Origin of the sequence: Arthrobacter sp. AOP36-A1-22 (genome assembly GCF_052377615.1) — a bacterium.
GTDB lineage: Bacteria > Actinomycetota > Actinomycetes > Actinomycetales > Micrococcaceae > Arthrobacter_H.
Genome location: NZ_JBQSWX010000006.1, coordinates 1 through 21902 on the forward strand (window position 1 = coordinate 1; position 21902 = coordinate 21902).

18 protein-coding genes and 1 riboswitch are annotated in these 21902 nt (G+C 67.1%); of the genes, 8 read left to right on the forward strand and 10 right to left on the reverse strand.

Translation table 11 applies throughout. The features are described from left to right. Positions 1-998, reverse strand: a 998-nt coding sequence (locus ACT3S2_RS05150) for an ABC transporter permease (protein WP_444554297.1), incomplete at its 3' end; no start/stop codon positions are given. 15 nt (positions 999-1013) lie between these two features. Then, positions 1014-2675: an ABC transporter substrate-binding protein gene (locus tag ACT3S2_RS05155; RefSeq protein ID WP_444561359.1), complete on the reverse strand. Its 1662-nt coding sequence runs from the start codon at positions 2673-2675 to the stop codon at positions 1014-1016. 192 nt (positions 2676-2867) lie between these two features. Here ACT3S2_RS05155 and ACT3S2_RS05160 point away from each other — a divergent pair, with 192 nt between their 5' ends. After that, positions 2868-3878, forward strand: coding sequence for a bile acid:sodium symporter family protein (locus tag ACT3S2_RS05160; protein WP_444554295.1), 1011 nt, complete (start codon positions 2868-2870; stop codon positions 3876-3878). Positions 3879-3962: 84 nt separating this feature from the next. Here the strand turns inward: ACT3S2_RS05160 and ACT3S2_RS05165 are convergent, their stop codons facing one another. The 8 genes from ACT3S2_RS05165 to purU all read right to left on the reverse strand — a co-directional run bounded on the left by ACT3S2_RS05165 (position 3963) and on the right by purU (position 13435). Beyond that, positions 3963-5063, reverse strand: a complete 1101-nt coding sequence (locus ACT3S2_RS05165; RefSeq protein ID WP_444554294.1) for a substrate-binding domain-containing protein — start codon at positions 5061-5063, stop codon at positions 3963-3965. A gap of 44 nt (positions 5064-5107) precedes the next feature. Then, a complete protein-coding gene (gene mmsB / locus ACT3S2_RS05170; RefSeq protein WP_444554293.1) occupies positions 5108-6376 on the reverse strand; it encodes a multiple monosaccharide ABC transporter permease in 1269 nt (422 codons plus the stop codon). 52 nt (positions 6377-6428) lie between these two features. Beyond that, complete coding sequence (gene mmsA / locus ACT3S2_RS05175) at positions 6429-7988, reverse strand: multiple monosaccharide ABC transporter ATP-binding protein (RefSeq protein WP_444554292.1); 1560 nt, start codon at positions 7986-7988, stop codon at positions 6429-6431. A 73-nt stretch (positions 7989-8061) separates the two neighbouring features. Beyond that, positions 8062-9252: an ROK family transcriptional regulator gene (locus tag ACT3S2_RS05180; protein WP_444554291.1), complete on the reverse strand. Its 1191-nt coding sequence runs from the start codon at positions 9250-9252 to the stop codon at positions 8062-8064. A gap of 111 nt (positions 9253-9363) precedes the next feature. Continuing rightward, the gene (locus ACT3S2_RS05185) at positions 9364-10854 is read right to left on the reverse strand and encodes a glutamate--cysteine ligase (protein ID WP_444554290.1); all 1491 of its coding nucleotides are present in this window, start codon (positions 10852-10854) and stop codon (positions 9364-9366) included. Between the two features lie 51 nt (positions 10855-10905). Continuing rightward, positions 10906-11979 carry a Gfo/Idh/MocA family protein gene (locus tag ACT3S2_RS05190; RefSeq protein ID WP_444554289.1) on the reverse strand — a complete coding sequence of 358 codons (1074 nt, stop codon included), beginning with the start codon at positions 11977-11979 and terminating at the stop codon, positions 10906-10908. A 51-nt stretch (positions 11980-12030) separates the two neighbouring features. Beyond that, complete coding sequence (locus ACT3S2_RS05195) at positions 12031-12552, reverse strand: gamma carbonic anhydrase family protein (RefSeq protein ID WP_444554288.1); 522 nt, start codon at positions 12550-12552, stop codon at positions 12031-12033. A 34-nt stretch (positions 12553-12586) separates the two neighbouring features. Continuing rightward, positions 12587-13435, reverse strand: coding sequence for a formyltetrahydrofolate deformylase (gene purU, locus ACT3S2_RS05200; protein ID WP_444554287.1), 849 nt, complete (start codon positions 13433-13435; stop codon positions 12587-12589). Between the two features lie 92 nt (positions 13436-13527). Between purU and ACT3S2_RS05205 the strand changes: the two genes are divergently transcribed. From ACT3S2_RS05205 to ACT3S2_RS05235, 7 genes are all read left to right on the forward strand, one after another. Next, positions 13528-15411 (forward strand): heavy metal translocating P-type ATPase, encoded by a 1884-nt coding sequence (locus tag ACT3S2_RS05205; RefSeq protein WP_444554286.1) that lies wholly within the window; start codon positions 13528-13530, stop codon positions 15409-15411. Positions 15412-15414: 3 nt separating this feature from the next. Next, a riboswitch (ZMP/ZTP riboswitch) is annotated at positions 15415-15501 on the forward strand. A 70-nt stretch (positions 15502-15571) separates the two neighbouring features. Continuing rightward, a complete protein-coding gene (gene glyA / locus ACT3S2_RS05210) occupies positions 15572-16861 on the forward strand; it encodes a serine hydroxymethyltransferase (protein ID WP_444554285.1) in 1290 nt (429 codons plus the stop codon). A gap of 2 nt (positions 16862-16863) precedes the next feature. Beyond that, positions 16864-17748, forward strand: a complete 885-nt coding sequence (locus ACT3S2_RS05215; protein ID WP_444554284.1) for a bifunctional methylenetetrahydrofolate dehydrogenase/methenyltetrahydrofolate cyclohydrolase — start codon at positions 16864-16866, stop codon at positions 17746-17748. A gap of 187 nt (positions 17749-17935) precedes the next feature. Continuing rightward, positions 17936-18724, forward strand: coding sequence for a hypothetical protein (locus ACT3S2_RS05220; RefSeq protein WP_444554283.1), 789 nt, complete (start codon positions 17936-17938; stop codon positions 18722-18724). Positions 18725-18920: 196 nt separating this feature from the next. Next, a complete protein-coding gene (locus ACT3S2_RS05225; RefSeq protein WP_444554333.1) occupies positions 18921-20024 on the forward strand; it encodes a fatty acid desaturase family protein in 1104 nt (367 codons plus the stop codon). Positions 20025-20083: 59 nt separating this feature from the next. After that, positions 20084-21025, forward strand: a complete 942-nt coding sequence (locus ACT3S2_RS05230) for an ABC transporter ATP-binding protein (RefSeq protein WP_444554282.1) — start codon at positions 20084-20086, stop codon at positions 21023-21025. Further along, a complete protein-coding gene (locus ACT3S2_RS05235; RefSeq protein WP_444554281.1) occupies positions 21018-21902 on the forward strand; it encodes an ABC transporter permease in 885 nt (294 codons plus the stop codon). The genes ACT3S2_RS05230 and ACT3S2_RS05235 overlap by 8 nt, the downstream gene beginning before the upstream one ends.

Consider the following 21902-nt stretch of genomic DNA (forward strand, 5'->3'; position numbering starts at 1 on the left):
CGCCCCCGGATCCGCGGGTCGATGAGCCGTTCGGCCAGATCGGAGAGAGCCATGACCACGACGTAGGCCAGCGCCGAAACCAATGCGACCCCGGTGACCAGGGGGACGTCGCGCAGCGTGACGGCCTCGAGCAGGGTGCGCCCCAGGCCGGGCCGGGCGAAGATCGACTCCACGACGACCGCGCCGGAGACCAGGGACCCCAAAGCCCAGCCGGAGAGGGCCACCCCGGGCAGGGCCGCATGGCGCAGGGCATGGCGGAGCACGACGCCGGCCTCGGACTCCCCGCGGGCGCGGGCCGAGAGCGCGAAGGGTGAGTTCAGTGCGGTCACCATGGACTCACGCATCACCTGGCCCAGGAATCCCGCCAACGGCAGGGCCAGGGTGACGATCGGCATGACCAGCCCGGCGACCGTGCCGTTGCTGACCGGTGGCAGCCACCGCCAGGCGCTGGAGAAGAGGAGCACCAGCACCGAACCGAGCCAGAAGTGCGGGACCGAGGCCGCGGCGATCTCCAGGGCCGAACCGACGGCGGAGGCGCCCCGACCGCCCAACCCCGAATAGAGGGCGAGCCCCAGGGCCACCACCCAGGCCAGGATCCAGGCGCCGACGGCCAGGCCGAGCGTTCCCGGAAGTTGGGCGGCCAGCACCTCGGAGACCGGGATCTTCAACGAATACGAGGTCCCCAGGTTCCCGGTGGCCAGATGCCCCAACAGGGTCAGGTACTGCACGCCCACCGGCCGGTCGAGCCCGTAGTCGACCCGGGCGGATTCGAGGGCCTCGGCCGAAGCCTGCGACCCGGGCCCGCCCATGATCGCCTCCGCCGGGTCCCCGGGGATGAGACGGATGGCGACGAAGATCAGTGTGGCCACGGCCCAGAGCACGAAGACCGCCGAGGCGGCACGACGAGCCAGCCAGACGCCGACGGGACGCCACGCGGTGGGGGCGCCCCGGCTGCTGCGTCGGGTCTGGGTGGGGTCGGAGGTCGTCTGCCCGGCCATGCTCCGGCGTCGTTCCTACTTCGCCAACCAGGCGTCGTGGAACGTCGGGGAGGCCACCGCGGTCATCGCCCCGACGTCGTGCAGATCCGTGCTGTACAGGAAGTGGTTCTGCTGGTCGTACAACGGCAGGAGGTAATGGCCTTCCAGGACGATCTTCTGGGCTTCGGTGTACTTGGCCTGGCGCTCATCGGCGTCGTTGGTGGCGCTGGCCTCCTCCAACAGGGCGTCGAGCTTCTTGTCCTTGACCTGGGCGTGGTTGGCGAAGTAGCCCGAAGGGGCCGGGACCGTGTTGGAGGAATGGAACAGGATGGACAGCACGTCGGGGCCGACCTTCGTGTACGGGGCGCTGACCAGGTCGTAGTGGTTCTCGCCCAGGACGTCGTACCAGCTGGAGAGGTCCAGCAGGTCGAGCTTGACCTCGAAGCCGACCTCCTTGGCGGTGGCCTGGAACTGCTGGAAGAGCGACTGTTCGGCCGGGACCGACTGGTTGGTGCTCACCGGGAAGGTCAGGGACAGGCGTTTGCCGTCCTGGGTGCGGTACCCCTGGGAATCGCGGTCGGTCCAGCCGGCCTCGTCCAGCAGCCGATTGGCCTGTTCGGGGTCCCGCTCGAAGGCGGATTCATCGGAGTAGCCCATCGGTTCGACGCTGGACAGTGCCGAATAGGAGCGCTCTGCCGTATCGAAGAACAGCGAGGAGAGGCCGTCCTGGACGTCCACGGCGCGGATGAAGGCCTCACGGACCTTCGCATCGTCGAACGGGGCCTTGGAGGAATTCAGTTCGATCCGGTTCGAGGCCCCCGGACGCGGGGCATCGAGGTGGTCGATGTCCTCGGCGTCCTCGGCGGCCTTGATGGTGTCCGGCTGGGCGTTGTCGATCATGTCCACCGTGCCCGATTGCAGGGCGGCATAACGGGTGGCGGCCTCGGGGATGAACTTCCAGGTGATGGCCTCCAGATGGGCGGGCCCCGCATGGTCGGCGCCGTCGACGGGGACCGTGTAGTCCTCGTTGCGGGTCAGTTCCACCGAATCCTGTTTGGTCCACTTGGAGACGGTGAAGGGGCCGGTGCCCACCGGGGCGGCGCAGTTGTCGGCCTGGCTGCGTTCCAAGGCCTGCGCCGATTCGATCGCGACCCACGGCATCGAAAACGATTCCAGCAGGGCCGAATCCGGGGCCGAGAGGTTCAACGTCAACGTCGAATCGTCCACGACGTCCATGCTCTTGATCTTCGCCACCGCCAGATAGCCGGTGGAGGAGGCGGTGTCGGGGTCCTGCAGGTGTTCGATGTTCGCCTTGACCGTGGCCGCGTCCAACGCGGTCCCGTCGGTGAATTCGATGCCCTCGCGCAGGGTGAGCGTCCAGGTCAGCCCGTCCTCGGAGGCTTCCGCCCCGGAGGCCAGCCACGGGACGATCTTCCCCTCTTCGTCCTTGGTGTACAGGGTCTCGAGGTATTGGCCGGCCAACAGGGCCTGCGGGTAGTTCCCGCCCACATGCGGGTCCAGGCAGGTCGGTTCGGCGTCGCCCGAAGCGTAGACCAGGGTCCCACCCTCGACCGGGGTGTCATCGGAGGCCGAACCTCCGGGGCCACCCGAACCGGCGCAACCGGTCAGGACGAGAAGGGAAGCGAGCAGGGACGCGGCGAGCGAGGCCGGCCGTGCGGGACGGGGGACTACGGGCATGGGTGTGACTTCCTCGACAGATGCTGGGGCACCGGCGCCCGGTGATGGCGGGCGCGCGGCGGACCACGCTGATGCGCGGGATGCCCCACCAGCCTAAAGCAGGGGAGCCCGGCCCTGCGGTGGCGTGGGACACAGTGGGCGCCCCAAGTCACAATTATCGGCCCCGGGCCCGGGTTTGAAACCATGGTTTCCATGCCAAGCACTCCTGAAGGACCCGGCGGGCCAGAGGCGCCGTCGACGGTGACGACCGAACCCCGGGGCGGGACGAACCCCGGCGAGGAACGCAGCGCCCGGGTGGCCGTGACGCTGTTCCCGCTCCTGATTCTCGCGGGCGGGGCGGTGGCCTTGTTCTTCCCGGCCCCCTTCACCTCGCTGGCGCCGCTGATCAACCCGGGGCTGATGCTCATCATGTTCGGCATGGGCCTGACCCTGACCCTGCCCGACTTCTCCCTGGTGGTGCGCCAACCCTTGCCGGTGCTGCTGGGAGTCATCGCCCAATATGTGATCATGCCGCTGCTCGGGCTGGGGGTCGCCAGCCTGCTGGGGCTGCCGCCGGCCCTGGCGGCAGGGGTCATCCTGGTGGGTTGCGCCCCGGGAGGGACGTCGTCGAACGTGGTCACCTATCTCGCCAAGGGCGATGTCGCCCTGTCGGTGACGATGACCAGCGTGTCGACGTTGCTCGCCCCGATCTTCACCCCGCTGCTGACCCTCTGGCTGGCCGGACAGTACCTGCCCGTCGCGGCTGGGTCGATGGCCGTGTCGATCGTGCAGATCGTCTTGATCCCGGTGGTGCTGGGCCTGATCGTGCGCACCGTCGCCCCGGCGCTGGTGGCCGCCATCCTGCCGGCACTGCCCTGGGTCTCGGTCCTGGCCATCACCTTCGTGGTCATCGCCGTCGTCGCAGGCAGCGCCGAGGCCATCTTCAGCGCCGGGCTGCTCATCCTGGCAGCGGTCATCCTGCACAACGGGCTGGGCTACCTGGTCGGCTACGGGGCCGCCCGGATCTTCGGATTGCCGATCCCCTCCCGCAGGACCATGGCCATCGAGGTCGGAATGCAGAACTCGGGGCTGGCCGCCGGGCTGGCCAAGACCTATTTCGCGCCCGAGGCCGCCCTGCCCGGCGCCGTGTTCTCCGTCTGGCACAACGTCTCGGGAGCGATCCTGGCGGCGATCTGGCGGCGCAGCAGCGCGCGGCCGCAGTAGGACTCCACCGGCCCCCTGGGACTACGAAGGGAGGACGACGACGGGTTCCGTCGTCGTCCTCCCTTGCCGCCGGAGGCGGGGTCGCTACTTCGTCAGCGGGCCCAGCACCGGATCGTTGACATAGGCTTCCTTGACGTTCTCCTGGGTGACGATCTGCGGCTTGAGCAGGTAGGCCGGAACGACCTTGGTCCCGTTGTCGTAGGAGTCGGGGTCGTTGACTTCGACGTCCTTGCCCTCCTGCAGGTCCTGGACCATGGTGACCGAATGCTCCACCAGGGCACGGGTGTCCTTGTTGATGGTGGAGTACTGCACGCCCTTCATGATGGACTTCACCGACTCGACCTCGGAGTCCTGCCCGGTGACGACCGGGACGTCCTTGCCTGCTGCCTTGACCGAGGTCAGGGCGGCGCGGGCCAGGGTGTCATTGGGGGAGAGGACCCCGTCGAGGGACTTGGAACCGGTGTAGGTGCCGGTGAGCAGGGTGTCCATGCGCTTCTGCGCGTTTTCCGCCTTCCACCCCTGGGTCACCGCCTGCTCGAACTTCTGCTGCCCCGAGGCCACCTTGACGGTCTTGTCCTTGATGGCCGGCTTCAGCACGTCCATGGCGCCGTCGAAGAAGACCTGGGCGTTGGCATCGTCGGGGGAGCCGGCGAGCAGCTCGATGTTGTACGGGGCCTTGCCCTTCTTCTCCTTCAACCCGTCCAGCAGGGCCTGGCCCTGGAGCTGGCCGACCTTGAAGTTGTCGTAGGCGACGTAGTAGTCGACGTCCTGGGTGTTCAGCAGCAGCCGGTCGTAGGCGATGATGGTGGCCCCGGCCTCCTTGGCGGCCTTGAGCTGGTTGCCCAACTGGGCTCCGTCGATGGCCCCGACGATGATGACCTTCGCGCCCTTGGAGATCATGGCGTTGATCTGGTTCTGCTGTTCGGCGACGCCGCTGTTGGCGAACTGCACGTCGGGTTTGAAACCCTTGTCCTTGAGGTCCTTATTGAATAGGTTCTCCGCCAGGACCCAGTTCTCACTGGTCTTCTGCGGCAGGGCGACACCGATGGTGGCGCCCTCGTCGAATCCTGAAGCACCGTCCGCGTCGGCGGCGGCCCCGGCATCCTGCCGGCCGCAACCGGTCAGTGCCAGCGCGGCGATCGCCGTGACCGCGGCGAACTTGGTTGCTTTGCCCATGATCTTCATTGGTTTCTCTTTCTGGTGGTGCGGGTGGAGCCGGATGGAAGGTGTCAGACAGAGGTCGGGATCTTATCCGGGGTGGAGGGGATCCCTTCGTCCGCGGGACGGTTGCGGGAGGACAGCCCCCGGGTCAACAGACCCGTGATGGAGGGTTTGCCCTGGGATTTGTTGTAGACATCGAAGGCGACGGCTGCCAGCAGCACCAGGCCCTTGATGATCTGGGTGGCATCGGCCCCGACGCCGAGCAGCTGCAGGCCGTTGTTCAGCACGGCCATCACCAGGCCGCCGATGATCGAACCGACCACGGTGCCGACGCCGCCGGTGACGGCGGCGCCGCCGATGAAGACCGCGGCGATCGCGTCGAGCTCCCACATGTTGCCATCGGAGGGCCCCGAGGCGGTGGAACGGGCCACGAAGATCATGCCGGCCAACCCGGCGAGGACTGCCATGTTCATCATGACCAGGAAGTTGACCTTCTTGGAGCGGACGCCGGAGAGCTCGGCGGCGTGGCGGTTGCCACCGACGGCGTAGATATGGCGGCCGAAGACCGTGCGCGAGGAAATGAAGCCGTAGATGATCACCAGGCCGATGAGGATGATTCCCGGAATCGGCAGCGAGGTCCCCGGTCGGCCGGTGGCAAAGAGATAGGTGGCGTAGAGGATGGCGGCGCTGATCAGGGTCAGTTTGGTGAGCTGGACCCACAGCGGCGGGACCAGGGCGCCCAGCCGCAGGGCCTTGGCACGGCCGCGCAGCGACATGATGACCACCAGGGCGACGGTGGCCAGGCCGAGCAGGAGGGTGAGGTTGTTGTAGCCGGTATTGGGTCCGACCTCCCTGAGGTAGCCGGCACCGATGTACTGGAAGTCCTCCGGGACCGGGATCGTGTTGGATTTGCCCACGAACTGGTTCAGTCCGCGGAAGAGCATCATGCCCGCCAGGGTCACGATGAACGCGGGGATCCCGACATAGGCGACCCAGAAGCCCTGCCAGGCTCCGATCACCACGCCCAGGGCCAGACCCAGGAGGATGCCGGCCCAGGCGGGCAGCCCCCAGTCGCGGATGGCCAGGGCCACGGTGACGCCGACGAAGGCGGCGATCGAGCCCACCGAGAGGTCGATGTGCCCGGCGATGATGACCAGCACCATGCCGATGGCCAGGATGAGGATGTAGGCATTGCCATTGAGTAGGTTCATCAGGTTGCCCGAGGTCAGGGTGACCCCGTCGGTCATGATCTGGAAGAAGACCACCAGGGCCACCAGGGCAAAGATCATGCCGAATTGACGGGTGTTTCCGCCAAAGAGCTGCTTGATCGCGTTCATTATCGGTTCCTAGGTTCGCGGGTGCGGGTGGGGGAGGTGCCGGCCGGAAGGCTCAGGCAGGTTGGCGCGCCGAGGTCATCAGGCGCATGAGGTGCTCGGGGGTGGCGTCCTCGCGGTCCATGACCCCGGTGATGGCTCCCTCGAAGATCGTGTAGATCCTGTCGGAGAGACCGAGTAGTTCGGGCAGTTCGGAGGAGATGACGATGACCCCCTTGCCGGCCCTGGCCAGTTGCTGGATGATCCCGTAGATCTCGAACTTGGCTCCCACGTCGATGCCGCGGGTGGGTTCGTCGAGGATGAGCAGGTCGGGTTCGGTGAACATCCATTTGGCCAGGACGACCTTTTGCTGGTTGCCGCCGGAGAGCTTGGCAACCCCTTCCTGCACCGAGGGGGTCTTGATGCGCAGCGCCTTGCGGTAGTACTCGGCCACCTCGAATTCCCGGTCCCGGTCCACCACCTGGTGCTTGCTGATCTTGCCCAGGTTCGCCGAGACGGTGGTCTCCTGGATGTCGTCGAGCAGGTTCAAGCCGAGGGTCTTGCGGTCCTCGGTCACGTAGCCGAGGCCTGCACGGATGGCCTGGGCGACGGTGCGCAATTCAAGGTGGCGGCCGTTCATCGTGATGGTCCCGGATTGGTACCGACCGTAGGAGCGGCCGAAGACCGAGCGGGCCAATTCGGTGCGTCCGGCTCCCATGAGCCCGGCGAAACCGACGATCTCCCCCCGCCTGACGAAGAAGGACGAGTCCTTGCAGACCATCCGGTCCTGGACCTGGGGGTGGCCGACGTTCCAGTGGGAGACCTCGAAGAACGTCTCGCCGAGCTCTGCCGCGTGCTCGGGGAAGCGCGACTCCAGGGTCCGGCCGACCATGCCCTTGATGATCCGGTCCTCGTTGACGCCGTCGGCCTGGACATCGAGGCTTTCGATGGTGCGTCCGTCGCGGATGATCGTGATGGAGTCGGCGACCTGTTCGATTTCGTTGAGCTTATGGGAAATGATGATCGAGGTGATGCCCCTGCCCTTGAGCCCGCGGATCAGATCCAGCAGATGCTGGGAGTCGGATTCGTTCAACGCGGCCGTCGGTTCATCAAGGATGAGCAGTTTCACCGATTTGTTCAGTGCCTTGGCGATCTCCACCAGTTGCTGCTTGCCGACCCCGATCTCCTTGATCGGGGTGTCGGGGTCGTCGTTCAAGCCGACCCGGGCCAACAGGTCCAGCGACAAGCGGCGGGCGGTGGACCAGTCGATCATCCCGAAGCGGGTGGGCTCGTTGCCCAGGAAGATGTTCTCCATGATGCTCAGCTCGGGGATCAGGGCGAGTTCCTGGTGGATGATCACGATGCCGGCCTCTTCGCTGGCATTGATGGTGCGGAAGGTCTGGACTTTTCCTTGGTAGTGGATGTCCCCGGTGTAGGTCCCGTGCGGGTAGACCCCGGAGAGCACCTTCATGAGGGTCGATTTCCCGGCACCGTTCTCGCCGCAGATCGCGTGGATTTCTCCGACGCGGACGTTGAGGTTGACCGTGTCCAGGGCCTTGACGCCCGGGAACTCCTTGGTGATGGAGCGCATTTCCAACAGGTTCGGGGCGTGCTGTCCGGCAGATGGTGTGTGCATGGTGCCCTAGGGCCTTCCAGTGGGTGGTCGAGGGGATTCTTCGGTGCTGGTCGGTCACGGACCGCCGCGGGGGTCAGGGGGCACGGATCCCGACATGCTGGAAGGCCAGTGCCGCGGCTCCCAGGGATTCGGCCCGTTCACCCAGTGAGGACATGACGACGTTCGTGCTTTCGCCGACGATGGGGACGGCATGGCGGTGCAGGCCGCGTCGGATCGGGTCCAGCAACAGTTCGCCCAGACCGGCCAGGGGGCCTCCGACGACGATGGCTTCGGGGTTGAGCAGGTTGGCGATGTTGCCCAGCTCCTGCCCGACGGCCATGCCGGCGTCGTCCAGCACGCGCAGGACCGCCGAGCCGCCGGCGCGTCCCTGCGTGACGATGTCCTCGGCCGTGTGGGGTGGATGCTCGCCCCCGGCCAGCAGGGTCGACATGATGGTGGTGGAGGCGACGGTTTCCAGGCAACCGCGGTTGCCGCAGCGGCAGATCGAGCCATGTTGTTGCACGGTCGCATGGCCGATTTCCCCGGTGATTCCAATGTTGCCGTAGTAGGGGGAACCGTTGATGATCAACCCGGCGCCGATGCCCGAACCGATCTTGATGAAGACCAGGTTATCCACCCCGTTATGCGGACCCCACGTCACCTCGGCCAGGGCTCCGAGGTTGGCGTCGTTGTCGACGATGACCGGGATGTCGAGGACTTCTTCGATGCGTTCCTGCAGGTTCAGCCCCACCCATTCGGGCAGGATGGCCCCCTGGGCGACCGTCCCGCTGCGGCGGTCGATGGGTCCGGGGATGCCCACGCCGGCACCGATGAGGGCACTGCGCTGGAGATCGTGTTCGGCCAGGAGGTCGTCCACGAGCCGTGCGGCGGCGGCGATGCCTTCTTCGCCCTGGTGCCCGAGCGGCAGGATCACGGTCTTCTCCGCGATGATCTGGTAGGTCAGCGAGGAGAAGACCACCCGCAGGTGGCGCCGGCCGAAGTCGATGCCGACACCGATGGCCCCGTCGTTGATGAGACGCACGTTCAGGGCCCGGCGTCCCGAACTGGTGGTGGGTTCGGTATCGACCAGGCCGGAGGCCTGCATGAACTTCACGATGTTGGAGACGGTGGCCGTGGACAGCCCCGTCTGGCGGGAGAGCTCGGCCTGGGTTGCGGGGCCGGCGAGCAGGCTATCGATGAGGCGTTGCTGGTTCAGGTGGCGCAATGCGGATTGCGATCCGGGACTCCTGGGGCCGCCATGTGATCCAGCTCTCGTTTCTTGCATGCTGAAAAGTCTGCAACAAGGATTTGTTGCCGTCAATAAGTAAACGCAAGAATTAAAAAACTAGTGGCTTGTGTATGGAGGGTTACGTCAATGGGGGAGGGGTGCAGTTCCTTAAGGCAGCGGCCACTCGTGGACCGGGCCCGAATGGTGCATGTGGTCCCAGTACAGCCGGGTCATTTCCTGCAGGGCATGGCGGCGGTCCAGCCCGCGGGCCTCGAGCCGGTCGAGGGCCTGGATCTGCCAGAGGGCCCCGTTCTGTTCGGTGCGGGCCCGTTCGCGCAGCACGTCGAGATACCGCGCGGCCACGGCATCCTCGACGCCCAGATCCGCCAATCCCTCGGCGGCCAGCGGGATCAGGTGGCGCACGATGAGCTCGGACACCGGGATCTCCCCGACCCCGGGCCAGTAGACCATGGCATGGAGCCCGTCGCGGGCGCAGGTCAGGAAGTTCTCCGTGGCCGTGCCGAAGGCCATCCGTGACCACAACGGACGTTGGGACCTGCGCAGCCGGCGGACCAGCCCGAAGAAGAACGCCGCATTGGCCACCGTGTCCAGCACGGAGGGACCGGCGGGCAGCAGCCGGTTTTCCAACCGCAGGTTCGGCCTCTGAACCCCCGGGTCGTAGATGGGCCGGTTCCAGCGGTAGACGGTCCCGTTATGCAGGCGCAGTTCGTGCAGATACGGGGCCCCCGCCTTCGTCTTCTGCGGACGCCGTCCAGCCAGTTCGGGGAGCAGCGCCGGGAAATAGCGCACATTCTCTTCGAAGAGGTCGAAGATCGAGGTGATCCACCGATCGCCGAACCAGACGCGGGGCCGTACCCCCTGGGCCCGCATTTCCGGGGCCCGGGTGTCGATCGACTGCTTGAATAATTCGATCCGGGTCTCGTGCCACAACACCCGTTCCAGGAACACCGGGGAGTTGGCGGCCAAGGCGATCTGGGGTCCGGCCATGATCTGGGCCGCGTTCCAAGCCGGGGCGAATTCGGCCGGGCTCAGTTGGACGTGGAGCTGGACGGAGGTGCAGGCGGCCTCCGGGGCGATCGTGGGGGCATAGAACCTCAGGCGTTCCTGGCCGGAGATATCGATCAACACGTCCTCGCCGCGGGCCTGCAGCACCGAGGTGTTCAGGGCGGCGTAGCGCTTGCCGGTGCTCATCCAGTCGGGGTCCTGCAACTGCTCGGGACGCAGGGTGGGCAGGATGCCGGTCATCAACAAATCGGCACCGACCTGGTCGGCCTGGGCGTCGGCATGGTTGAGCTGGGCCCGCAGCCCCTCCTCCAGATCGCGCAGCCCGCGACCCGAGACGTCCAGGGCCGGATGGTTCAGTTCGATGTTGAAGGCACCGATCTCGGTTTGGAAGGCCTCGTCGGCGATGGATTCCAGGACTTCGGTGTTGCGCATCGCCGGGGTGAAGTCCTCGTTGGCGAGGTTCAGTTCCAGCTCGACGCCGATGGTCCCCGAGGCGGCGAAATGCCCGTTCGAGAGGAAGTCCTCGAAGGTCTCGAGGTTCTCGTTCAGGCGTTCACGGTACCGGGTGCGTTGCGCCCGGGTGAAGGTCTTCTTCCTGACTTCTGCTCCCATGGCCTGAGCGTACTGGGGCATTGGTCATCTGTATACGGATGCGGGCCTGCACGCCGGCGGGGGCCGGAGGCCCTAGCGGCCGCGGTCGTTGAGGTAGCTGACCCCCAACTGGTTGCGGACCCCGTCGAACAGCCGCAGGGTATCCACCGAATCCTCCCAGCTCATCGTCGGGCTCTGGGTCAGTCCCTGTTGGATGCAGCGGGTGGCCTCGCGCAGTTCATAGACGTAGTTCCGGCCCACCGTGTCGAACCTCTCGGTCCTGGCCTGACCGTCGAGGGGGTGGACCTCGAAGGAGGGCGGGTTGTTCAGCGGGCCGGTGATGCGCAGGAAACCGGTGCTGCCGGAGATCACCGCCTCCCGGGGTCCTGCGCCGTTCAACGAACAGAGCAGTTGGGCCTGGGCGCCCGAGCCGTAGGTGAGGGTCAACGACTCCTGGGTGTCGATCCCGTCGTCGTTCAGGGTCCCCACCGCCTGGACCGACTGGGGGAAGCCCAGGGCCCCGAGCGCCCAGGTCAGCGGATAGACCGCCAGATCCAGCAGGGCCCCACCACCGGCTGCGGGGTCGAAGAGCCGCCAGGTCCTGTCGTAGTCCGCCGGGAAGCCGAGATCGGCCCGGACCCAGGCGACTTCCCCGATCGCCCCGGCCTCCAGGAGGTCCAGGGCACGGTGGACGGCCGGCAGGAACCGGGTCCAGACGGCTTCCATCAGAAACAGGCCGCGGGACCTGGCCAGTTCCACCAGCTCGGCGGCTTCGGCGGCATTGATGGTCAGCGCCTTCTCGCACACGACATGCTTGCCCGCCTGCAGGGCCGCGAGGGCGACGGCGAAGTGCTGGGCATGAGGGGTGGCGATGTAGACCGCGTCGACGGCCGGGTCGGCAAACAGCCGATCGTGGCCCGACACCCCGTCCAGGGGGCCGTAGGCGACGGCGAAACCGTGGTCGGCGGCGAAGGCGGCCGCCCGGCCTGCGTCGCGGGAACTGACGGCGTGCAGCGTCGCATCCTCGAGCAGGCCGAGATCACCGACCACCGTCGCGGCGATGCGCCCCGTGGAGACCACCCCCCACCGGAGGGGCCGTCCCGTGGCGGTCAGGGGTGATCCGGCGTCGGGCGCGGCGCAGGGCGGGGTGGGGAAACGGGGGTTCATGCCCCCAGCTTGGCATGACGCAGGGGGCCCGGCAATCGGGGGCGTTCCGGCTCAGCCTGCGTTGGCGTCGCGGTGCTTGCCCGCCAGGACGAGGTAGTGCTCGGTGTTGGTGCGCAGCGACTCGACCTCCTCGTCGCTGAGTTCGCGGCGGACCTTGGCCGGGACCCCGGCCACCAACGAACGCGGCGGGACGTCGGTGCCCTCCAGCACCAGGGCGCCGGCCGCCACGAGGGACTGCTCACCGATCCGGGCGCCGTTCATGACGGTGGCGCTCATGCCCACCAGGGAGCCGTCGCCGATGGTGCAGCCGTGGATGACCGCGGAGTGGCCGACGGAGACGCCGGTACCCACGGTGGTGGGGAAGCCGGTGTCGGCGTGGACGACCACGTTGTCCTGCAGATTGGTGTCGTCGCCGATGCGGATCGGGGCGGAATCCCCGCGCACGGACACCCCGTAGAAGGCACTGGCGCGCTCGCCGAGCTCCACATCGCCACTGAGCGTGGCCGTGGGGGCCGTGAAGGCCGAGGAGGCGATCTTCGGGGTATGGGAATCGATGGTGATGATGTGTGTCATGGGGCGAGTCTACAAACCCCGGGGCCCCGGAAGGCTAGTTGAAGACCACGGTCCGGCGCCCGTCGAGCAGGATCCGCCGTTGGGCGGCCCACTGCACGGCCTGGGCCAGCGTGCTTCCCTCGACGCTGCGGCCCATGGCCACGAACTGGCTGGGGGTCTGGGAATGGTTGACCCGGATGACCTGCTGTTCGATGATCGGGCCCTCGTCGAGATCCGCGGTCACGAAGTGCGCCGTCGCCCCGATCATCTTCACGCCCCGGGCGTGGGCCTGGTGGTAGGGCCTGGCCCCCTTGAAGGAAGGCAGGAACGAATGGTGGATGTTGATCGCCCGCCCGGACAACCCCCGGCACAGTTCGTCCGAGAGGATCTGCATGTACCGGGCCAACACCACCAATTCGATGTCATGGTGCTCCACCAGCTCCAACAGCCGGGCCTCGGCGTCGGCCTTGGTGGCGGGGGTGACCGGGAGATGCAGGAAATCCACCCCGTAGAACTCCGCCATCGGGGCCAGGTCCCGGTGGTTGGAGACGATGAGCGGGACCTCGATCGGCAGGGACCCGGCGCGCTGCTGGTACAGCAGGTCGTTCAAGGCGTGTCCGGCGGTGGAACACATGATCAGGGTGCGCAGCGGCCGGGCCTCGGCGTGGACGGCGAGCTCCATGGCGAAGCGGGCGGCCACGGCATCCAAGCGGGACTGGACCTGCTCCTGACCGGCCTCGGTGGAAACGGCGACGCGCATGAAGAAGGACCCCGATTCGGGGCTTTCGAACTGCTGGGATTCGGTGATGTTGCATCCGGCCTCCAACAGGGCGCCGGACACCGCATGCACGATGCCCGGCTGGTCGGCGCAGGAGAGGGTCACGATGAATTGCTGGCTGGTCACCCCCGGAGTTTATCGGGGCCCGCAGGCGTCAGCGAAAACGAGGGTCCACCCGGGTCATGGAACTCCCGGGGACAACAGGCTATGACTAGGGCATGGTGATTCTTCGTTTCCTGAGGCGGTACCCGCTTTTTGCGGCCACCGTGGGGTTCGGACTGCTGACCGTCGGGCTGAACATCGGCGGCCTGCACGGGCCGGCCCGGCTGGTCGCCTCCGGCTTCGCCCTGGTCGTGGCCGCGACGGTCTGTGTGGACATGGTCAAAGACCTGCTGCGTGGACACTGGGGGATCGACGTGTTGGCCCTGACGGCGATCGTGGCCACCGTGGTCGTGGGTGAATACCATGCGGCCTTGGTCATCTGCCTGATGCTGACCGGGGGAGAAGGGCTCGAGGACGCGGCCCAGTACCGTTCACGGCGGGAACTGACCGGACTGTTGGACCGGGTCCCGCGGACCGCCCAACTGGTTGCCTCCGACGGCACCGTCTCCGAGACCCCGCTCGAGGACGTGGCCGCCGGTGACATCGTGTTGTTACGCCCCTCCACCGTGGTTCCGGTGGACGGGACGCTGCTGGAAGGCAGCGCAGATTTCGACGAATCCGCGGTGACCGGTGAATCCTTGCCGGTGACCCGGGCGGCGGGGGAACCCGTGCCCTCCGGCGCCGTGAACGGCACGGTGGCGGTATCGCTGCTCGCCACCGCCACGGCGGCCGACTCGCAATACGCCCGGATCGTGGCCCTGGTCCAGCAGGCCGCCGAATCGCGGGCACCGCTGGTGCGCCTGGCCGACCGGTACGCAGTCCCCTTCACACTCTTCGCCTATCTGGTGGGCGGGCTCGCCTGGTGGCTTTCGGGGGATCCGGTGCGGTTCGCCGAGGTCCTGGTCGTCGCCACCCCGTGTCCGTTGCTGATCGCCGCCCCGGTGGCCTTGATGGGAGGGATGAGCCAGGCGGCCCGTGAGGGGGCGATCGTGAAGGACGGCGGAACCCTGGAACGGCTGGGCCGGGTGAAGACGGCGGCCTTCGACAAGACCGGGACCCTGACCACGGGGACCCCGCGGCTGAAGCGCATCGCGGTCACCCCGGGTCTGACCGGCGGGCTCGATGCGGATCGGGTTCTGGAACTGGCGGCCTCGCTGGAGGCCTACTCCACCCACGCCTTCGCCCCCGCCGTCACGGCGGCCGCCCGCACCCGCGGGATGGCCCTGCACCCGGTGGAGGATGCCACCGAGATGGCGACCGAAGGGATCAGCGGCACCGTTGAAGGCCACCGGGTGATGGTGGGCAAACCACGGTGGATCGCCGACCACAGCTCCGGATTCGCCCCCGGATCCCTCCAAGCCGGCGAAGCCGGTGTCTACCTGGGAATCGACGGCGTCCACGTCGGGATGCTGGTGATGAGCGACCCGCTGCGCCAGGAGGCGGCGGGCATGATGGCGCGCCTGGACCGGGCGGGGGTCAAGGACCGGGTGATGCTCACCGGTGACATCGCCGCGACGGCGCAGGACGTGGCCCGCCAGGTGGGGCTGACCGACGTCCGGGCCGAGCTGCACCCGGGGCAGAAGGTCGACCTGCTGGCGGCCTTGCCGCACCGCCCGGTGATGATGGTCGGGGACGGGATCAATGACGCCCCTGTGCTGGCGGCCGCCGACGTCGGGGTCGCGATGGGCGTCCATGGGGCCACTGCGGCCTCCGAAAGCGCCGACGTCGTGATCATGATCGACGACGTCTCGGTGGCGGCCACGGCGGTGGAGATCGGCCAACGCACCGTCAGGGTGGCCCGCCAATCCATCTGGATCGGGATCCTGCTCTCCGTGGGCCTCATGGTCTACGCCTCCACGGGGGGCCTTCCGGCACTGTTCGGCGCCCTGGCCCAGGAGGTCGTGGACGTGGTGGCCATCGCCAACGCCCTGCGGTCCCTGAGCGGTCCGGCCACGTCATCGCAGGTCCGCAGGACTGCGACGGCAGGCTCCATCCAGTAACATGAAAGGCGTCGTGACTGGCGCTGGTGGATGACCACAAGGGAGCGGCAACAGCAGGAACCAAACGGATCGCGCGCCTGGGCCCGGGGGTCTCCGCAGCGGCGCCTGCCGCCGGGGTGGCCCCTAATCGAAGACCATCCCCGCAGCAGGAGAAGATTTCGTGAGCACACCACACCCCGTCACCAACCAACCACTATCCGAAGTGGACCCGGAGATCGCCGCGGTGCTGACCGCAGAACTCGGCCGCCAACGCAACACCCTGGAAATGATCGCCTCGGAGAACTTCGCCCCGCGATCGGTCCTGCAGGCCCAGGGTTCGGTGCTGACCAATAAATACGCCGAAGGCTACCCGGGGAGGCGCTACTACGGCGGCTGCGAGCACGTCGACGTGGCCGAGAACCTGGCCCGGGACCGCGTCAAGTCGCTCTTCGGTGCCAAATACGCCAACGTGCAACCGCATTCGGGGGCCACGGCCAATGCCGCGGCCCTGGCGGCCATGATCAACCCCGGGGACAAGATCCTCGGCCTGTCCCTGGCCCACGGGGGCCACCTCACCCACGGGATGAAGCTGAACTTCTCGGGCAAGCTCTACGCGGTCGCCGCCTACGAGGTCGATCCCGAGACGTTCACCATCGACATGGACAAGCTGCGGGCCCAGGCCATCCAAGAGAAGCCGCAGGTCATCATCGCCGGCTGGTCCGCCTACCCGCGCCAGCTCGATTTCGCGGCCTTCCGTTCGATCGCCGACGAGGTCGGGGCACTGCTCTGGGTCGACATGGCCCACTTCGCGGGACTCGTCGCCGCCGGTCTGCACCCCAACCCCGTCGAATACGCCGACGTCGTGACCTCCACGGTGCATAAGACCCTCGCCGGACCGCGCTCGGGCCTGATCCTGACCAACGACCTGGAACTGTATAAGAAGATCAACTCCAACGTGTTCCCGGGCCAGCAGGGCGGGCCGCTGATGCACGCCATCGCCGGCAAGGCCGTGGCCTTCAAGATCGCCGCGGGGGAGGAGTTCCGCGAACGTCAGGAACGCACCGTCGAAGGAGCCCGCCTGCTCGCTGCGCGGCTCACCGCCCAGGACGTCACCGCAGCGGGGATCTCCGTGCTCACCGGCGGGACCGACGTCCATCTGGTCCTGGTGGATCTGCGTGATTCCGCGTTGGACGGCCAGCAGGCGGAGGATCTGCTGCACTCGATCGGCATCACCGTGAACCGCAACGCCGTCCCCTTCGACCCGCGTCCGCCGATGACCACCTCGGGTCTGCGCATCGGGACCCCGGCACTGGCCACCCGTGGTTTCGGGGCCGCCGAATTCACCGAGGTCTCCGATATCATTGCCACCGCCCTGCGGGACGGGGAAGCGGCCGATACCGCCACCCTGGGTGCCCGTGTGGAGCGCCTGGCAGCAGACTTCCCCCTCTACGCCGAACTGGAGCAGTGGTGATCATGACTGAACGCGCACGAATCCTCGATGGAAAAGCCACTGCGAAGACGATCAAGGCCGAACTGACCGAACGGGTCGCCGCCCTGAAGGAACGCGGCATCACTCCGGGACTGGGAACCGTCCTGGTCGGGGAGGACCCGGGCTCGAAATGGTACGTCGGGGGCAAGCACAAGGACTGTGCCGAAGTGGGGATCACCTCGATCCGCATCGACCTGCCCTCGGACACCAGCCAGGAGGACCTGCTGGCGGCCGTCCACGAGCTGAACGAGAACCCCGAATGCACCGGCTACATCGTCCAGCTCCCCCTGCCGGAGCACATCGACCAGGACGTGGTCCTGGAAGCCATGGACCCGTCCAAGGACGCCGATGGCCTGCACCCGATGAACCTGGGCCGGCTGGTGGCCAACGTGAACCGGCCGATGGTGTCGCCGCTGCCCTGCACCCCCAAGGGTTGTGTGGAGTTGCTGGCCCGCCACGGGATCGAACTCGACGGCAAGAACGTCCTGGTCGTCGGCCGCGGGGTGACCATCGGGCGACCGATCGGCCTGCTGTTGACCCGCCGGCAGGTCAATGCCACCGTCACCCTGGCCCACACCGGCACCCGGGATCTGGCCGAGCACCTCTCCCGGGCCGACGTCGTCATCGCCGCCGCCGGGAAGGCCCATATGATCAAGGCCCCCGACCTCAAACCGGGAGCCATCGTTCTTGATGTCGGCGTCAGCCGGGTCGACGACGGCAGCGGCAAGGCGGTCGTCACCGGAGACGTGGAACCTGCGGCCTACGACGTCGCCTCGTGGATCTCCCCGAACCCCGGCGGGGTGGGGCCGATGACCCGCGCCATGCTGCTGGACAACGTCGTGGACAGCGCCGAACGCCAGGCCGACTGAGACCACCAGGACAGGTGCCCGGGAACCCCAGGGGTCCCGGGCACCCGTGCGTGGTCGTCGAGGCCGCGGCGGGTCGGCGGCCCCGCAGGGTTTCCCCGGATGGGAATGCTGTCATCACGCGGGCGTGGATGGTAGACATGCGGTGTAAGGTCCCGAAGTTTCCCACCCAGCCAAGGGGTTTGATCACATGGATACCTCACAGATCATTTGGATTGTTGTCGCCGTCGTGGTGGTACTGGTCATCATCGGCATCATCGCCCGCGTGGCCGGCCGGAAGAAGGCCGAACGCAACCGTGAAGAAGCCGGCAGGATCCGTGCCGAAGAGCAGGAAGCCCAGCTCCAGGTCCGAGAACGCGAAAGCTCGGCGCAACGGGCGAAAGCCGACGCCGATGCCGCGGAACTGAAGTCGAAGGAACGGGAGATCGAAGCCCAGCGCCTGCAGGCGGAGGCCAAGGAGGCCGAGGTCGCCGCCGAACGCAAGCGCATGGACGCCGACCGGCAGGCCGCCGCGGCGAGCGAACAGATGGAGGCCTCCGAGGAACGGCTGCGCCAGGCCGAGAAACTGGACCCGGACGCCGGGAAGGAGACCGCCCCGGAGGCCGGGAAGACCGGCAGGGGCCGTCGTGCCGAGGGTCCCGCCGCCGGGGAACCGGTGGACGGCGAGCGTCGCCAGGAACCTGCAGCACCCGGTCGTCGTGAGGATGCTGGACCGGTGGCGGATGAACCACGGGTGACTCGTGAGGGCGATGCCGCGGGGCAGCGGGTTCGTCGGGAGCCAGCAGAACCGGTGGTCGGCGATCCTTTATCCGATGATCGTTCGGACGCCTCCGGCGAGGCCACCGCCCAACGCGCGGATCGCCCCGCAGGACCCGACCTCACCGGGGCCGACGGTCTCGAAACCGATGGCCTCGACACACCTGAGGTTGATCAGCAGGGACGTCCCGGGGACAACCCCAAGCATCTCGACGAAGGCTGACGGTCCGCCCATCGCCGTGCCCGGCCCCGCCGTTTAGGCGTGGCCGGGCGGCGTCATGCGGCCTGTTCGGCGGCCCACGCTCAGTCGTTGCACAGCCCACATGCGTATAGTGGTGATTCAGGGATCATGAGGTTTTCAGTTCCTGCGGCCGCGAGGCCAGGAACTACACTCCGAGGGAGTGCACATGAGCGCTCAAATGCCTTCCATCCTGACCCACGATTCATCGACGACCGCCCCCAAACGGCGCAACGCCGGGGCCCGGAACTTCAGCCTGCTCAAGAACCGGGTCCTCGATGCAGGGCTGATGGGCCGACGCCGTGGCTACTATCTCGGCGTCGTGATGCTGCTGACGCTTCTGCTCGCCGCCGCGGTCACCGGCTTCACCTTGCTGGGCGACAGCTGGTTCCAGCTGTTCGTGGCGGCGGCCCTGGGGATCATCCTCACCCAGTTCGCCTTCCTGGCCCATGAGGCCTCCCACGGGCAGGTGCTGAAGTCGGGTCCGGCCAATGACCGGGTCGGCCGGATCCTCGCCAATGCCGTCGTGGGCATGAGCTACCAGTGGTGGATGAACAAGCACACCCGTCACCACGCCAAGCCGAACACCATCGGCAAGGATCCCGATATCGAACAGGACACCGTCTCCTTCCTTCCCGAGGATGCCGCGGCGCGTACCGGCGTCCTGGCCTGGTTGACCCGCCGGCAGGGATACCTGTTCTTCCCGCTGCTGACGATGGAGGGGTTCAACCTGCACTTCCACTCGTTCCGGTATCTCTTCTCGCGCCGCCCGGTGAAGCAGCGCACCCGCGAGATCCTCATGGTCGCCCTGCGCCTGTCGTTCTACCTGGCGGTCTTGTACATTTTCTTGCCGTGGGGTATTGCCAGCGCTTTCCTGGGCGTCCAGATGGCCGTCTTCGGCGTCTACATGGGTGCCTCATTCGCCCCGAACCACAAGGGCATGCCGCTCATCCCCAAGACCTCCACCATTGACTTCTTCAGCCGCCAGGTCCTGACCTCGCGCAATATCGTGGGACGGACGTCCTTTGGGACCCGCGTTCTCACCGCTGTGTACGGTGGCCTGAATTACCAGGTTGAACACCACCTGTTCCCCAGCATGCCGCGCCCGCACCTGCGCCAGGTCAGCGTCATGGTCCGCGAGTACTGCCAGGAACTGAAGGTGCCCTACACGGTCGCCTCGGTCGGTGAATCCTACGGCCAGGTCGTGAAGTACCTGAACACGGTGGGACTGAACGCCCGCGACCCGTTCGATTGCCCGATGGTCCAGGAATACCGCCCCCACTAAACCAGGACGACCACGCTGATTGGCTGGTGCCAATCACTCGTTGCCAGTAGAGTGCGGATGTGATTCAGAACCCATCTCGCCCCGCGGTCATCGTTGCCGACCAGCTGACCAAACGCTACGGGGACTTCACCGCCGTGGACTCCATCTCCTTCGAGGTCCCGGCCGGGGAATCCTTCGGGCTGCTCGGGCCCAACGGCGCCGGCAAATCCACGACCATGCGGATGATCGGCGGGGTGTCCCAACGCAGCGGCGGGACCCTGAGCATCATGGGGCTGGACCCGGAACAACAGGGCCCCGAAGTCAGGGCGCACCTGGGAGTGGTGCCGCAGGAGGACAACCTCGACCAGGAATTGAAGGTCAGGGACAACCTGATCATCTATGGACGCTACTTCGGGCTGCCGATGAGCTATCTACGACCCAAGGCCGACGAACTGCTGGAATTCGCCCAACTCACCGAGAAGTCCACGGCCCGTGTCGACGACCTCTCGGGAGGCATGAAACGCCGGTTGACCATCGCCCGGTCACTCATCAACGATCCCCGCGTCCTGCTCCTGGACGAACCGACGACCGGGCTGGACCCGCAGGCCCGGCACATCCTCTGGGACCGGCTGTTCCGGCTCAAGGAACGCGGGGTCACACTGATCCTCACCACCCACTACATGGACGAGGCCGAACAACTCTGCGACCGGCTGATCGTGGTGGACCAGGGCCGGATCATGGCCGAGGGGTCCCCGGCGGCCCTCATCCGGGAATACTCCACCCGTGAGGTCCTCGAGCTGCGCTTCGGGGCCGACCGCAATGCCGGGGCCGCCGACGCCGTGGCGGGGATCGGGGAGAGGATCGAGGTCCTGCCGGATCGGTTGCTGATCTATGCGCACGACGGCGAAGCAGCCCTGGACGCCGTGACGGCCCGGGGCCTGACCCCGCTGACCTCGCTGGTGCGCCGTTCATCGCTGGAGGACGTGTTCCTCCGGTTGACCGGGCGGAGCCTCATTGAATAACCACGAAGCAGCACCTTCCACCACCGGGCCCAGCCGGCCGGCGTCGTTGACGCCGTTGGTCCCGCATCCGCCCGCCACCAGCGCCCGCAAGACCCGGAGGTTCGGCAGCTGGTACGTCGCCGAACAGTACCTCCGAGCGATGAAGGGCTATCTGGACATCGTCATTGCCTACTCCGTGGGCAACCCACTGATCTACCTGTTCGCCATGGGGGTCGGATTGGCCTCGCTGGTCGATGCGAACTCCGGGACTGCGAGCTTCGACGGCGCCAGCTACCTGCAGTTCGTGGCCCCGGCCCTCCTGGCCTCCGCGGCCATGATGACCGCGTCGGGGGAATTCACCTACGGGGTGATGTCCGGATTCAAATGGTGGAAGACCTATTACGGGCCGCTGGCCACCCCGCTGACCCCGCAACAGATCTGCCAGGGCCATGCGCTGGCCGTCGCGATCCGGATCCTGGGTCAGAGCATCGTCTATCTGGTCATCGTGCTCCTCTTCGGTGCGGCCACCAGCGGTTGGGCCGTCTTGTCGATCCTCACCGCCTCCCTGGCCGGATTGGCCTTTGGCCTGCCGCTGATGGCCTACTCGGCCTCGGTCAGGGACGACAAGGGCCAATTCGCACTCGTCGAACGATTCATCGTCATGCCGCTCTTCCTGTTTTCCGGCACGTTGTTCCCGTTGTCGACGCTGCCCTGGTTCCTGCAGTGGATCGGATGGATCTCCCCGGTCTGGCACGCCACCGAAATCGGGCGGGTGCTCTCCTACGGGTATGCCGAGCCCCTCTGGCTCTCCGTGGTGCACGTGCTCTACCTGCTGGCATTGACCGGCGGGGGACTGTTGCTCGCCCGTCGGGTCTATGCCCGCCGGCTGGAGGGATGA